The 13,586-nt window shown below is 43.7% G+C and carries 9 protein-coding genes; all 9 read right to left on the minus strand.

From position 1 onward, the window contains the following. Nucleotides 1–124 precede the first annotated feature (124 nt). The 9 genes from BLU80_RS11025 to BLU80_RS11065 all read right to left on the minus strand — a co-directional run bounded on the left by BLU80_RS11025 (nt 125) and on the right by BLU80_RS11065 (nt 13,583). A complete protein-coding gene (locus BLU80_RS11025; protein ID WP_091398060.1) occupies nt 125–700 on the minus strand; it encodes a hypothetical protein in 576 nt (191 codons plus the stop codon). Nucleotides 701–1,083: 383 nt separating this feature from the next. After that, nucleotides 1,084–1,590 carry a hypothetical protein gene (locus BLU80_RS11030; protein WP_091398063.1) on the minus strand — a complete coding sequence of 169 codons (507 nt, stop codon included), beginning with the start codon at nt 1,588–1,590 and terminating at the stop codon, nt 1,084–1,086. A 246-nt stretch (nt 1,591–1,836) separates the two neighbouring features. Further along, nucleotides 1,837–3,003: an alpha/beta hydrolase gene (locus BLU80_RS11035; protein WP_091398157.1), complete on the minus strand. Its 1,167-nt coding sequence runs from the start codon at nt 3,001–3,003 to the stop codon at nt 1,837–1,839. A 129-nt stretch (nt 3,004–3,132) separates the two neighbouring features. Next, the gene (locus BLU80_RS11040) at nt 3,133–4,530 is read right to left on the minus strand and encodes an MFS transporter (RefSeq protein WP_244518877.1); all 1,398 of its coding nucleotides are present in this window, start codon (nt 4,528–4,530) and stop codon (nt 3,133–3,135) included. A gap of 76 nt (nt 4,531–4,606) precedes the next feature. Next, complete coding sequence (locus BLU80_RS11045) at nt 4,607–6,418, minus strand: alpha-amylase family protein (protein ID WP_211481818.1); 1,812 nt, start codon at nt 6,416–6,418, stop codon at nt 4,607–4,609. Continuing rightward, complete coding sequence (locus tag BLU80_RS11050) at nt 6,418–8,286, minus strand: glycoside hydrolase family 13 protein (RefSeq protein WP_091398066.1); 1,869 nt, start codon at nt 8,284–8,286, stop codon at nt 6,418–6,420. The genes BLU80_RS11045 and BLU80_RS11050 overlap by 1 nt, the downstream gene beginning before the upstream one ends. Nucleotides 8,287–8,315: 29 nt before the next feature. Continuing rightward, nucleotides 8,316–10,796: a glycoside hydrolase family 31 protein gene (locus BLU80_RS11055; RefSeq protein WP_244518879.1), complete on the minus strand. Its 2,481-nt coding sequence runs from the start codon at nt 10,794–10,796 to the stop codon at nt 8,316–8,318. 125 nt (nt 10,797–10,921) lie between these two features. After that, complete coding sequence (locus tag BLU80_RS11060; protein ID WP_170831212.1) at nt 10,922–11,956, minus strand: SusE domain-containing protein; 1,035 nt, start codon at nt 11,954–11,956, stop codon at nt 10,922–10,924. 31 nt (nt 11,957–11,987) lie between these two features. After that, nucleotides 11,988–13,583: a RagB/SusD family nutrient uptake outer membrane protein gene (locus BLU80_RS11065; protein ID WP_091398074.1), complete on the minus strand. Its 1,596-nt coding sequence runs from the start codon at nt 13,581–13,583 to the stop codon at nt 11,988–11,990. Nucleotides 13,584–13,586: the final 3 nt, after the last annotated feature.

The raw sequence follows: 13,586 nt of genomic DNA on the forward strand, positions 1-13,586 counted from the left end.
CGGTAACGCTGTTTTACACATTCATAAAATCAAATCGCCACCATTTTAATACTTAAATGATGGCGATTTTTTTAATTCTAAACACTAAACTCTAAACTCTATTTCAAATTTCGGTATCCTGAACTTACCGGCTGCGCTGGGTTCTGCTGGTGGTAGTTCTGCTTGCGCCCCTGCTGTCCTGTTTAATGGTACGATTGGTTTGCTTAATCGCCTTTTTTTCCTCTTTTTTAACGATCGTAGTATTACGGCGGTCGTTATTATTACCATTACCAGGTCTGTTATTACCATAATGGTTACCATTATTACGCATGGCTTTATAGGCATTATTATCTCTTAACATAGGCTGAGGACTATGCCCTTTATACTTACCATAATGTTCAATATCATATTTGTTATTCTGATAAGGATTTTTACGGTTTACAACCACCTTATAGGAATTATAGATATTGTAGTTACGATAGTAACCTGGTAAGGTACTGGCAAAATGCCATCTGTTGTTCAACAGGTAGATGTATTGCGCAGTCACCACATTGTAGTAGGCATTGATATCAGGAAGATAATAATAATCTACATAATCATATCCGGCAGGTCCCCACTCTGGCTGGCTTCCTATATTAATGCTGATATTGATCTGTGCTTTAGACTGACCGGTAAAAAATACACCGGCAAGAACACTCATTATAACGATAATCTTTTTCATAACTTAAAATTTAACGGGTTAAATAATTTAAATACCCTATGCTAATTTTATCCTTTTGTGCTTTTGCTTCAAATCTTTTTACTGAACCGTCGCACATATATAAGATGGCCAATTGTATTTGAAGTTAATTCTGAAAGGTTAGTTTTAGGTAAAATCGACCAATCTTTCGGTAATCTGGTTAAATCAACCTGTCTGGCCCCTTATCAAAATAAAATTTAATTGATTATCAATAAATTAAGAACTTTCACCTGTGGATCGGTCTGGCGCTCACATAAAAACCATCACCCTTGTTTTTATCTTTAGAACAGACCTTGCTGATAATTTACGGGAAGGTGATGGTTTTTAAAATTTCTGTTTAAAATGCATCCCCATACGGGCAGACATTAATGGCCGGCTTTGTCAGACTTATTCTGCCCCTGCCTGCTATTTGTTTTTTTCTCAGATGGCTCCTTGGTTTTCTTGTTGCTTTTGCCGCTTTTAGAATTTCCCTGGTTTTTTATATTCTTATAGTCCTGATTATCCCTTAGCATTTGCTGACCGGTCTGCCCTTTATATTTACCATAATTTTGAATATCCTGTTTATTGTTCTGGTAAGGCTTTTCCCGGTTAACGACTACCTTATAGGCGTTATACACATTGTAGTTTTTATACCGGCTGGGTAATTTTTTTGCAAAATGCCATTTATTATTGAGTAAATAAATATACTGCGCCGTAGAAATATTGTAATACGCATTGATGTCCGGCAGGTAATAATAATCCACATGATTATAGCCTGAAGGCCCCCACTCCGGCTGACTACCGATATTTACGTTTACATTCACCTGCGCCTTCACATGACCGGCTAAAAGTACTGCAGCAAAAAGGCTGAGCATTACCAAAACTTTTTTCATAATTTTAATTTTAAGGGTGTTTTATATCCCTGTTGTCGTTGTTTAATCCCACAAAGATAGATGGGTTATCCGTGTCAAAGGAACAAGCAGCGTGCTAGGTTTGGCAAAAATCGACCAGGCCTTTAGTTTTAAAGACCAATGCGTTTTATTTGTCTATTGCCAGGCAGCATTAATAGACAACCATACATCAAATGTTTAATGGCGGCAGGATTTAACCGGTATAGAGAGCAGCACTTCCTGCAAAATTTATTGAAACAGCAAAGGGGCAAACCGGGTCAGATAAATACGCCAGTTTGACCACATGTGCCACCGGTCGCTCTCAAAATAGGTATATTTAATATGCAGGCTATCCAGTCTATTTCTGTAGTCGGACACTTCTTTATACAAAAAATCGTCTTTGCCGATTCCTATCCAATAGTTTTTAAAGCCGGATTTTTGCAGTGTCAGTAACTTCTGGTTCAAATGGCCATAGATATCTCCAGCCGTGTCCGTTCTTGGCAGAATTGCCGGAGAGAAAAGACCGATGTAATCAAACGTTCCTGGATTATTGGCAGATATATACAGGCTGTGAAAACCACCCATGGATAGTCCGGCAATGGCCCGGTGTGCTTGATCATTGATCGTTCTGTAATGTGCCTGGACATATTTTTGAATATCTGAGAAGGAGGCCTCAAAAACGCCGTCCATAGTATGTGGGAGCGCAAAGTCGATGGGCTCTAAGTTATCTGGGGTAAAGCCCGGTGCCGCCTTTTTTGCGGCATTCCCATTGGGCATCACCACAATCATCGGTTTTGCCTTGCCGGCGGCAATCAGATTATCCAAAATCTCGGCTGCCCTGCCAAGGGTCAGCCAGGCCGTTTCGTCTCCGCCCATTCCGTGCAATAAATATAGCACCGGATAGCGCTGCCTGCTATCCGCATAACCGGCAGGCGTGTAGACGGCCATCCTTCTTTCAGCATTTAACCCTGGAGATGGATACCAGGGGTACTCTACTGTTCCGTGGGGTACGTTTTGTACCTTATACCCCTCGGCGCGGTCTCCATCGATATAAAAAACGCTAAACTGTGCCCCTACATCGCGCAACACATACACATTTGCCGGATCTACCATCGTTACGCCGTCCACCGTTAACTGATACATATATAAATCTGATGGAATATTGTCTGACGTATACTGCCATACGCCGTCCGCTCCCTTTGTCAAAGCAGCAGACTTGCCCTGGGCCAGCCAGTCGCCTTTCACCAGCACTTCCTTAGCGCCGGGCGCTTTAATGCGGATGGTCACCTGATGACCTTTAATGACAGGGGAGACTACCGGTAAAGTCTGATTACCGAGGTTTTGTTGCGCTTTGGCTGTAAATTGCAGGCAAATGCATACACATAATAATAAGGCTGAAAAACGGCTGGTTTTCATAATAATCATTTAGAGAAACAATCCGGTTACTTTTAAAGGCTGCCATAAAATCCTATCGAACACCCTTTTCAAAGTTAATCATTTGTTGTTAACTTCTCTAAATTTACAACCCCGGACATGGCAAAATCACTAACGCTTTTCAGTTGTTAGGGGTGCGGGGTGCTCACGAACTTTCACTTTCATCATAGCCACCGCACCGAATACCATAAAGGCACCGGCCATCACCAGGGAATAAATAGCATTGCTATGGTAAAAGTATTTAAGGATGAGGCCGCCCAGCAGTCCATTCACAATTTGCGGAATGGTAATAAAGAAATTAAAAATCCCCATATATACGCCCATTTTTCTGGCAGGCAGAGAAGAGGCCAAAATAGCATAAGGCATAGCCAGGATACTTCCCCATGCCATCCCGATGCCAACCATCGGGGCTAATAACCAGTATTTGCTCTGAATAAAATATATGGATATCAGACTGATACCTCCGATTAATAATGAACCGGCATGCGTCGCTTTTTTGCCCAGCTTTTTGGCAATGGAGGGCAACAGCAAAGCATACACAGCCGATACACCGTTATAAACGCCAAATAGCACTCCGACCCAGTTTCCGGCATCTGCATAGGCCGCAGAAGCGGTATCAGCGGATGGAAGATGATAAATATGTTCCGCTACGGCGGGGGTCGTAAAAACCCACATGGAAAATAAGGCAAACCAGGAAAAAAACTGCACCCATCCCAGCTGGCGCATGGTCAGCGGCATTTTTCGGATATCCCTGATGATTGTTTTTATGCTGCCTTCACTTTTAATCACTTCATCCACGACGTCCAGCTCTTTGATTTCATTTTGCTCATACAGCTTTGCCTGCTCGGGACTATATTCCTTGGTGGTAAATATGGTCCATAGGATGGCTGCCACCAGCACCGCCGCCCCGATATAAAAGGTAATGATGACGTTTAAGGGCACTTCGCCCGCAGCCGCCGTAGCCTGTACATGAAACACTTCAGCCAGTAAATAAGGCATGACGGAGCCAAGAATCGCTCCTGCCCCGATCAGAAAAGTCTGAATGGAAAAGCCAAGGCTCGCCTGACTATCCGGCAACTTGTCTGCGACAAGCGCCCTGAAAGGCTCCATGGCCACATTAATGGAAGCGTCGGTAAGCATCAGCATACTTGCGCCCACAATGATCGGCGGTAATAAATAAGCCAGAAAAGAGGCATTGGGCATCACCATCAAGGCAAGGGCCGTGAGTAAAGCACCGACCAGGAAGTATGGCTTTCTTCTACCGAACCTGGTCCAGGTTTTATCACTGAAATGACCGATTAAGGGCTGTATAATCATGCCCGTTAAAGGAGCCGCTAACCAGAACAAAGACAAATGATCCACTTCCGCCCCAAAAGTCTGTAAAATCCTGGAAGCATTTCCATTTTGTAAAGCAAACGCAAACTGAATCCCGAAAAAGCCGACACTCATGTTGAAGATGCTCTTAATGGATAACTTTGGCTTTGTCATTTGTATCTTTGATGTAGTCATGTCCTGTTGTTTTCTGAACCAAATTACTATAAACCCTTTAAATAAATGTATCATCCGGCCTTAAACAATGGCGCGCTTAACGAATTCGCCAAACCTGAAACCCGCCGGCCGGAAGTTCAATCTCAATGGTGTTCCCATCTAAGGCAAAGCTATCGTCATTTGTATTGGAGAGCAGCGGCCTTAAGGCCTTCGCAGCACCCAAAGACACAGAGTCCGGCAAGTTGAGTGCTGCATGCAAACTTGATTTATGGTTGAAATTTGCCGCAAAAAACAGGGTCTCCTGTTGATTATAGCGCAGATAGGCAAAACCTAGTTTACCCAGACCGGGGCTCTTAATTACTGAGAGTTTTCCATCATGCATGACGGAGTGGCGGGAGATCATCCTGAATAAACTCTGATAAAAAGCCCTTAGACTGCGCTGCCTGTCATCTAAATGCCCCCCGTCAAATTTTCCTTCATTCACCCAATGCTGATAAACAGGAATTCCCCAGTAATCAAAAAGAGTGGTTCTGCCATCGGCTCCGCCGAAGCCCTCAGCCTCATTGGCGCTGACGCCTAACTCCTGTCCGAAATATAACAGAACCGGCCCCGGGCCGACGGTTGCAGCCACACCCATGGCCGCTTCACCCCAGAAAGCATCTCCTGCAAAACTATTTGAGGCGATACGTTCTTCATCATGATTTTCAAGAAAGTTGAGCATATGGCCGGCAAATGGACGCTGTTGATTCAGCACCTGCGTTATTTGCGCCGTATTTGCGCCGCTGTCATTTTTTATGATGGGTTTTAGTGCATCATATAAACCTACTTTATTATACAGATAATCAAAGGTACCCGGTTTGGTAAAGGCGGCATATTTTTGAGGATCATACGCTTCAGCAATAAAAATAACATCCGGGTATTTGGCTTTCACCTGTGCTATAACAAAAGACCAGAATGGCAAAGGAACCATTTCTGCCATATCACATCTAAACCCATCCACTCGCTGTCCGGCCCAATAGAAAAGAATATCTCTCATCTTTGTCCATACGGGAGGCATCGGATTAAAATGAGAGGAATCCCCGTGGAATAAGTCAATACCATAGTTCAGTTTAACTGTCTCATACCAGTCATCAATAGAAGGGTCCGGCCTGAGCACGTTATTACCCGTCACCTTTGCAGGCACCTCAGCAAACCTTCCGTCCTTTAGGGCAGAAGTAAACTCCGGCCCTCCGGCGTCCACACCGGCAGGCACTTTAAAGGCCGTACCGGGCAAATAGTAAAAATCATTATTAGCACTGAAATTCAGTGATTTATCATCTTTTGCTCCAAAATCAACGATGCCAGCCGGTTTTTTATCGGAATGGTAACTCCGGGCCACATGATTGGGAATAAAGTCCATAATGACTTTTAAACCATGCTTATGTGTTCTGGCAATAAGGGAATCAAACTCCAGGAGGCGGTGATCAACATTTGATGCCAGATCCGGATCTACATCATAATAATCCTTTACCGCATAGGGGGAACCGGCTCTTCCTTTGACCACGTCAGGATCATCGGGCTGAATACCATACCTGCTGTAATCAGTCATGGTAGCGTGTTCCAGCACACCCGTATACCAGATATGCGTTACCCCCAACGCTTTGATACTATCCAGTGCCCTGCCGGTAATATCATTAAACTTACCTACGCCATTTTGTTCAATAGATCCGTAAAAATGATTGGTCAGGTTCTGGTTACCAAATAATCGTACGAATACCTGATATATAACAGGTTTAGTGGTACTGATCGCGGCTGCGGCCCGCTCACTATTTTGTTGCTTCCCCTTGTTTTGACAGCTACCTAACATCAAAACGGCCATTGCCGCCAAACAAGCCTTTTTAAGCCCTTTACAGACAAGAGATTTATTCATTATTTCTTTAATTGCAAGATAGTTATGCCATTTGCAGGAAGTGTAATTTCCTTAATATCTGACAACTCTTGCCCTGTCAATACATTTATTGCACTATGATAGCCTGCTACACTTTCCTTGTACCGGTCGGTAGTCAGCTTCTTCTCACTGTCATTTTTATTAATAATAACCATTACACTTTCTGCAGCCATATACCGAAAGTACACATAGATTTTATCTTCCGGTACATATTGCATTAATTTTCCTGTCTGCAGTGCATGACTGGTCTTTCTGAATTGAGCCAACGTCCGGACAAAGTTAAAGGCCTTATTCTCCATCACAGTCCGGCCGGCCGCATGAAACTTGTCAGTGGTATCTTTATTCCAGCCGCCCGGAAAGTCTTCTCTGACCAGCCCGTCCGGATTTGAAAAGTTCTTCATCAGGATTTCCGTTCCGTAATAGATCTGAGGCACACCCCGCATGGTCAGCAAAATCCCCATTCCTTGCTGAAATTTATTAAAATCCTCTCCTACCATGGAGTAAAAACGGCTCATGTCATGATTATCCAGGAAAACTTCATTTTGTTCAGGATGTTTGTATAAAAAATCCAGGGACAAAACGGCATACAACTTATTGGATCCATCGACCCAGCCTTCCTTATCATTCAAAAATCCGTAAATCGCATCTTTTAAGGCCGCATCCGTTACGCCAGGCAAATGGGTATCGAGTCCTCTGTTCACGGTATTGCCGCCGGTAAAAAAAGCCTGTTCAGCAGGTGTCGTCACCAGCGTTTCCCCAAATATGGATAGATGCGGAAATTGTCTTAAAACCGCCTTCGCCCAGTCCGCCATAAATTCCGGGTCGTTGTAAGGGTACGTATCCAGGCGCAGGCCATCAATTCCCGCATATTCTATCCACCAAATATGATTCTGTGTCAGATATTTATCGACAAAAGGATTATTCTGGTTTAAATCCGGCATGGTTGGAACAAACCAACCGTCCAGCATTACTTTTTTATCCGTTTCTGACCGGTGTACATCCATCAACGGCTGATCACGGTAACTGCTGTTGGTATAGGAAGGCCACTGATGCACCCAGTCCTTCATGGGCAGGTCCTGCATGATCCAGCCTTCAGAACCGATATGATTGTGTACCACATCCTTAATCACCTTAAGCCCCATGCTGTGTGCTTTTTCCACATAAGCTTTATAAAGTTCATTGGTGCCGAACCGTGGATCAATTTTATAGATATCCGTAGCGGCATACCCGTGATAGGAGGCGCTGGACATATCATTTTCGATCATGGGGGTTGCCCAGACAGCAGTGGCGCCCAAATCCTTAATATAATCCAGATGATTCATCAGCCCCTGTATATCTCCACCATGACGCTCATACATGGAATCTCTGTTTAGGGACTGATCCTTCATACCAGCTACTTTGTCGTTGGAAGGATCTGCGTTGGAAAAACGGTCCGGCATCACCAGATAAATTAAATCCTTATTTGTTACGCCTTGGTTGCGGCCCGGATCTGAACTCGGCTCAGCCAACTCATACGCATAAACCAGGTCTTTGGCCCCTTTTTTTGTAAAACGTAAATCAAACTTTCCAGGCCTGGTTCCTTTGTCAATGATCAGGTCAATAAACAGATAATTCGGGTTTTCCACCTGATGCACCTTTATTAAATGCACCCCGGGATAACTGAAATTTACGGTTCTTGCGGCAATATCCTTTCCATGCACCAGTAATTGCAAGGAAGAGTCTGCCATATCCACCCACCAGGACATAGGCCTTACACGTTCCAGCGGCTTTAACTGCGCTCTTGCAACATTCATCTTACAAACGCAAGTACCTATTATAAATACCAGTAAAATCTTAAAAGAACCCCTCATCTGATTACGATTTGAATAATAATGTATACTTATTGAATGCTGATTACAATTTCGTCGTCACTGTTTTTAATAACATGACTCAGCACATCCTCCCCTTCCAGCGGATTGGCCACCCCCTGAGGATCGAATTTTGAAATGGGCGTTAACAGCGCTACAAAATCTTTTTTAAAGCTTACCTCGTGCCCGCCGATGGAGAAATGTTCCTGTTGTCCAAAACCATGCATGACCAGTTTAATATTTTTAAATAGGGAAGCCCTGTTTCCGGTTTTCTTTTTAAGTATAATCCGGTTATTTGCGGGATCATACACAAAGTCTCTTTGATAATAATCGCCTGACTGATAGTTATATGATTTTCCGTCATCCTCATAATAACTGTAGGTATTATCTGTATGGCCCTTATAAATATTTAATACCAGGGTATCTTTGGGCAATTGCTGCGTAGACTGTACCAGCGACTGCATGGGTATAAAGCTACTGCCTTTTACATAGACAGGCAATTTATTATAAGCCAGTTTGATAATTTTCTCCTCATTGCCATTTTGCACAGCTCCGGTATACAGGTCATACCAGATCCCCTTGGGGAAATAGGCTTCACCGAACTGCTCTTTACTCTCAAAAGGCAGCACCAGCATATCAGGCCCGAATAAATATTCATTTTGATAACGGGTATCATAGATCTTGTTATCAAAGCTATAATCGATAGCCAGGCTACGCATCACCGGCAGCCCGTTTTGCGTGGCATTATAAAAATTTGAATAGATATAAGGCATTAACCGGTATCTCAGGCCGATAAAATTGCGGGCGATTTCAGTAACTTCTTCTCCAAAGGTCCAGGGTTCCGCTGATTTCGTATTGACCGCGGTGTGCCCTCTGAAATACGGCGTAAATGCACCAATCTGTATCCATCTGGCATATAAAGGTATACTTGGGTTGCCGGTAAAGCCGCCGATATCCATTCCGGTAAAGGCAACTCCACTCAGGCCCAGGCTATTTAATAAGCGAACCCCGGCAATCATATGATCATCCTCGGCACGGTTATCCCCCGTCCAGATAGCCGTATATCTTTGCAGCCCGGCATATCCTGCACGTGTCAGAATAAAGGGCCTTTCATTAAAACTCTTTTTAGCACCTTCATAGCTGGCTCTGGCCATCTGAAGAGCATACACATTATGGGCACCAATGGTCGTAGCCCCCTGACCGTCATAATCAAATAATACATTAAATGGCATCTTATTGCCCCAGCTGGCAATCTCATTCATGTCATTCCAGATACCGTCCACTCCGGTGTTAGCCAGGAATTTCACCTTTTCTTCCCACCAGTCTCTGCCTTTCTCACTGGTAAAATCAGGGAAATTACACCAGCCCGGCCATACCTCAGCTGTAAAAGGCTGACCATCGGGGTATTTAATGAAGACATCCTTTTGTGTACCGTCCTCATAGGCAGGATATCCGTTTTCAACTTTAATACCCGGATCAACAATAACCGTTGTTTTAAAGCCCATGGCTTCCAGTTCCTTATTCATTTCTGCGGGTTGAGGAAATCTTTTCTTATCCCAGGTAAACAGCTTATATTTTTCCATATAATGGATATCCAGCGTAATACCGTCGGCCGGAATTTTCTTTTCTCTGAGGGTTTTGGCAATCCTGATAACCTCTGTATCGGGATAATAACTGTAACGATTTTGCTGATACCCTAAACTCCAAAGCGGCGGTAAAGCCATGCGTCCGGTAAGCGCCGTATAATCCGTAATAATATCCGCTACTGTTTTACGGTAAATGAAATAATAATTCATCTCACCGCCGTCAGCGCCGAAAGAGGAAAAGCGGTTATTGCTGGCCCCAAAATTAAAATCAGACTTAAAAGTATTATCCATGAATATTCCATAGCAAAGCTGATCATGTAAACCGATATAAAATGGAATGCTGGAATAGATCGGATCTTCATTTGCACCGTATCCGTAAGAATCATTGTTCCAGTTCACATAACCGGTGCCCTTTCTATCCAGATTACCCGTCTTCTCACCCAGGCCAATAAATCTTTCTTCCGGCTGTAATTTTTTATAGGTAGTCACCTGTTCTCCAATCCAGCTGGTACCCATGCTGGCAATATCTTCATTAATCAATTTGCCATCCTTGCTGTAAAATGCTACGGCAAAAGGGTCTTTATTAATCTTTACCTCTACGCTATCCGTGGAAAACACGATCTGATCACCGGACTGCTCCCAGGCGGTTTTCACCGACTGCGGCTTTTCTACAACCGCATAGGAAAAGTCCTTACCTAACACTTTTTTGTCCATCCTTACACGAATCACCGTTGGAGAATAGGCCAGGATCTCAACATAACTGTTTGTTGTTTTAATGGCAATCCCATGCTCCACTTGTTTCACTTTTTCCACTTTCCCGGGCGTCAACAGCCCATAAGGCGCGGGTATAGCATGTGGTACTTGTTCTTTTTTCAAGGATGAGATGTTTTGTGCTTCGGTAGTGACTACCATACTGTTTTGGCCCATAGCGGACGAGATTAAACTTAATGAAATTATAGCTGTACTTAAAATACGCATGAATGAAAAATAAATATAAACCCCTGGCATGGCACTAGATATAGGCATCAGACCAGGCCAGGGGAGATTTTAAATTATTGTAAGGTCATTGTAACAACAGGCTCATCAGGCACTCTTAAATCCAAGGTAATCAGATAGGTTCCTGCTGTGGTAATCGTATAATTATCGCCGCCATATTTGGCTCCTGCACCCAGGTTCAGGGTCCAATCGTGATTGGCTCTGAATTTAAGGCCGCCTGCAACCAGATTAACGGTCTTAGTTAACACCTGATTTTCTTTATCAAAATCAAACATCACTTCATCGGCATCATCCCAGCCGCCTATGGCGTCACCAATCATACCCCAGTTTTCTCGGGTATAAGACCAACTCAGCGCTTTTGTGTCAGCGGTAACCAAATAGTATCCGGCTGTATCAATCATCAGGTTGTCCCCCGTGGTGGAGAGTAACCCTTTACCTCCGGTTCCATAGTTGGTACCATCCCAGTTAGGAGCTGCAGTAATTTTAAAATAATTGGTATCAGCCTCTACATTAATATACCCTTTGTAAGAGGTATTACTGTTGATTGAATATAATTTGGCAATCGTCTCACTGGTCGGATCCCACCCCTGATAGTCTCCGGGCATATACAGATTCGGATAAGTAATTACCCGTTTGGCCAGATAAGGCGTCACATTTACCGTCAACACATTGGAATAAACAAACAGACTGTCTGCCACTTGTGCCAGGACTCTTATTTGTACATCATTTGCCTCATCAGAAGGATATTTAGCCCCCAGCAGCAGGGTGTTTAAATCTTCTACTGTATAAGAGATACTGGTTGCGGTGCCAATCCCGATTGAAGATATTTTACTGAAGGCGGAATCTTTAAAGCTCACCTGTAAATAATAATCAATGGCGGCAGCATAACCAAAATCCGGTTTTGACCAGCTAAGTGTTACTGCCTGGTCTGCCGCATTTTCTTCATTTAACACAAGAGTCTGTGCACTGGCCGTCAGTTCAGTAGCCGCGTCGGAACTAGCAATTACCATGGTCTGATCCTTCTTACAGGAAGCGACCGACAGCATCAGCACAGCTGCCAAAATGTATAAAAAATTTAATCGAATTTTCATTGTTGTAATTTTATCTAGGTGATTGATACTATTAACTTCCATATCCCGGATTCTGTGTCAGGTTTTCCGGATTTGCAGACAGGTCAGATGCTGGGATCGGGAACAGGTTGTATTTATCCGCAACGCTGGTTCCATCTTTTAAGCCACCTTTCCATGGCCATACATAAGAGCTTCCGGTAAATTTCCCAAAACGAATCAAATCCGTTCTTCTGAAGGCTTCATAATACAATTCACGGGCTCTTTCATCCAGGATAAAGTTCAGATCAATATTAGTCACATCTCCGCTTGCATCGCCATAGGCTCTTTCACGTAATAAATTTATGTAACTGATAGCTGTTGTCTTATCACCGCCAGTGCCGCCACGCAATACGGCTTCAGCATAAATCAGATACTGTTCCGCCAGACGGAACAGCGGAAAGTCAGTAGATACATAAGTACCTGCGTTAGCCGGCAAGGTTCCGTCAGAATTGGTATTTCTGAATTTAATCACTTTTATACCCTGTGCGAAAGTGGTTGTGTTGGTAATATCATAATCCGTACCCAGCAGCAGCGCAGCTCTCTTGTCCTTTGAAGTGGTATAATCATCTCCGAAAAGTTTAGGGAACGGAGAACGTGCTCTGATGCCACCCCAGCCGCCTGATGGCACGCCATAAGAAGTCGGACCGGCTCCTGTACTACCGTCGATGCAGGCATTTACCAGAAAAGTAGTACCACCATAGTTCTGGGTCTTATTACCATCATAATTAATAGACAGAATGGTCTCAGGGTTATTTAGATTATTATCTGCTAAAAACAGGTAATTATAGTTCTTATCCAGGCTGTAACCGGAATTAATGACTTTTTCAGAATAAGTAATGGCATCTGTATAATGGTCGGTACCTGTATACACCTCCGCATTCAGATACAATCTGGCCAGTAATGCCCAGTCAGCAGCCTGGTCGGCTCTGCCGTATTCATTTTGTCCGGGTGCTACCAGATCAGGTTCAATTGCCTTTAATTCACTTTCAACATAATTGAATAAATCAGCTCTTTTAATCTGTTGCGGCGCTACTTTACCAATGGTGCTGTTCTCATCGGTGAAAGGAGGATTGCCAAATAAATCCATCAACACCCAGTACTGATACGCACGGATAAAACGGGATTCAGCTCTGAAGTGTTTTAAATCTTCCTGATCGGCTTCAGAAAAAGTAGAAGGTGTGGTGGCTGTCGCTCTTAAAAAAGCGTTCGCTACTGTAATCTGATAAATACAGCGGTTATACAACCCGTTTAATAAAGTGTTGCTGGAAGTCCAGCTGATTTCGTTCAGATCTGGAATGCCGGGATCTCCCCATGCACAGAGGGCTTCATCTGTTGGCAGTTCCTGTGCGTTCCAATACAGCCTCAAAAAATCTGATGTCCCGGCGTCAATTCCAGCCAGATCTGAACTACCGGAGCCTGTGCTACCGGTTAATGCAAATGCACCGTACACTTTAGCCAGCGCTTCTTTAGTTCCCCCAATGGTGCTGTATACATCAGCATCACTAGTCGTATTAATGGGCGTGCGATCCAGTTTTTTGCTGCATGAAAATAAAGTCATGCCCAAAACCACCGCCCAAATTATATGTATCTTTTGAAAATAATGTTTCATTGC

It is taken from the genome of Arachidicoccus rhizosphaerae (assembly GCF_900107765.1).
Classification (GTDB): domain Bacteria; phylum Bacteroidota; class Bacteroidia; order Chitinophagales; family Chitinophagaceae; genus Arachidicoccus; species Arachidicoccus rhizosphaerae.

Bases quoted from the DNA above. Each gene is read 5' to 3' on its own strand.
- BLU80_RS11025 (WP_091398060.1), bottom strand. From the start codon at position 700: ATGAAAAAGATTATCGTTATAATGAGTGTTCTTGCCGGTGTATTTTTT.
- BLU80_RS11030 (WP_091398063.1), bottom strand. From the start codon at position 1,590: ATGAAAAAAGTTTTGGTAATGCTCAGCCTTTTTGCTGCAGTACTTTTA.
- BLU80_RS11035 (WP_091398157.1), bottom strand. From the start codon at position 3,003: ATGAAAACCAGCCGTTTTTCAGCCTTATTATTATGTGTATGCATTTGC.
- BLU80_RS11040 (WP_244518877.1), bottom strand. From the start codon at position 4,530: ATGACTACATCAAAGATACAAATGACAAAGCCAAAGTTATCCATTAAG.
- BLU80_RS11045 (WP_211481818.1), bottom strand. From the start codon at position 6,418: ATGAATAAATCTCTTGTCTGTAAAGGGCTTAAAAAGGCTTGTTTGGCG.
- BLU80_RS11050 (WP_091398066.1), bottom strand. From the start codon at position 8,286: ATGAGGGGTTCTTTTAAGATTTTACTGGTATTTATAATAGGTACTTGC.
- BLU80_RS11055 (WP_244518879.1), bottom strand. From the start codon at position 10,796: ATGGGCCAAAACAGTATGGTAGTCACTACCGAAGCACAAAACATCTCA.
- BLU80_RS11060 (WP_170831212.1), bottom strand. From the start codon at position 11,956: ATGAAAATTCGATTAAATTTTTTATACATTTTGGCAGCTGTGCTGATG.
- BLU80_RS11065 (WP_091398074.1), bottom strand. From the start codon at position 13,583: ATGAAACATTATTTTCAAAAGATACATATAATTTGGGCGGTGGTTTTG.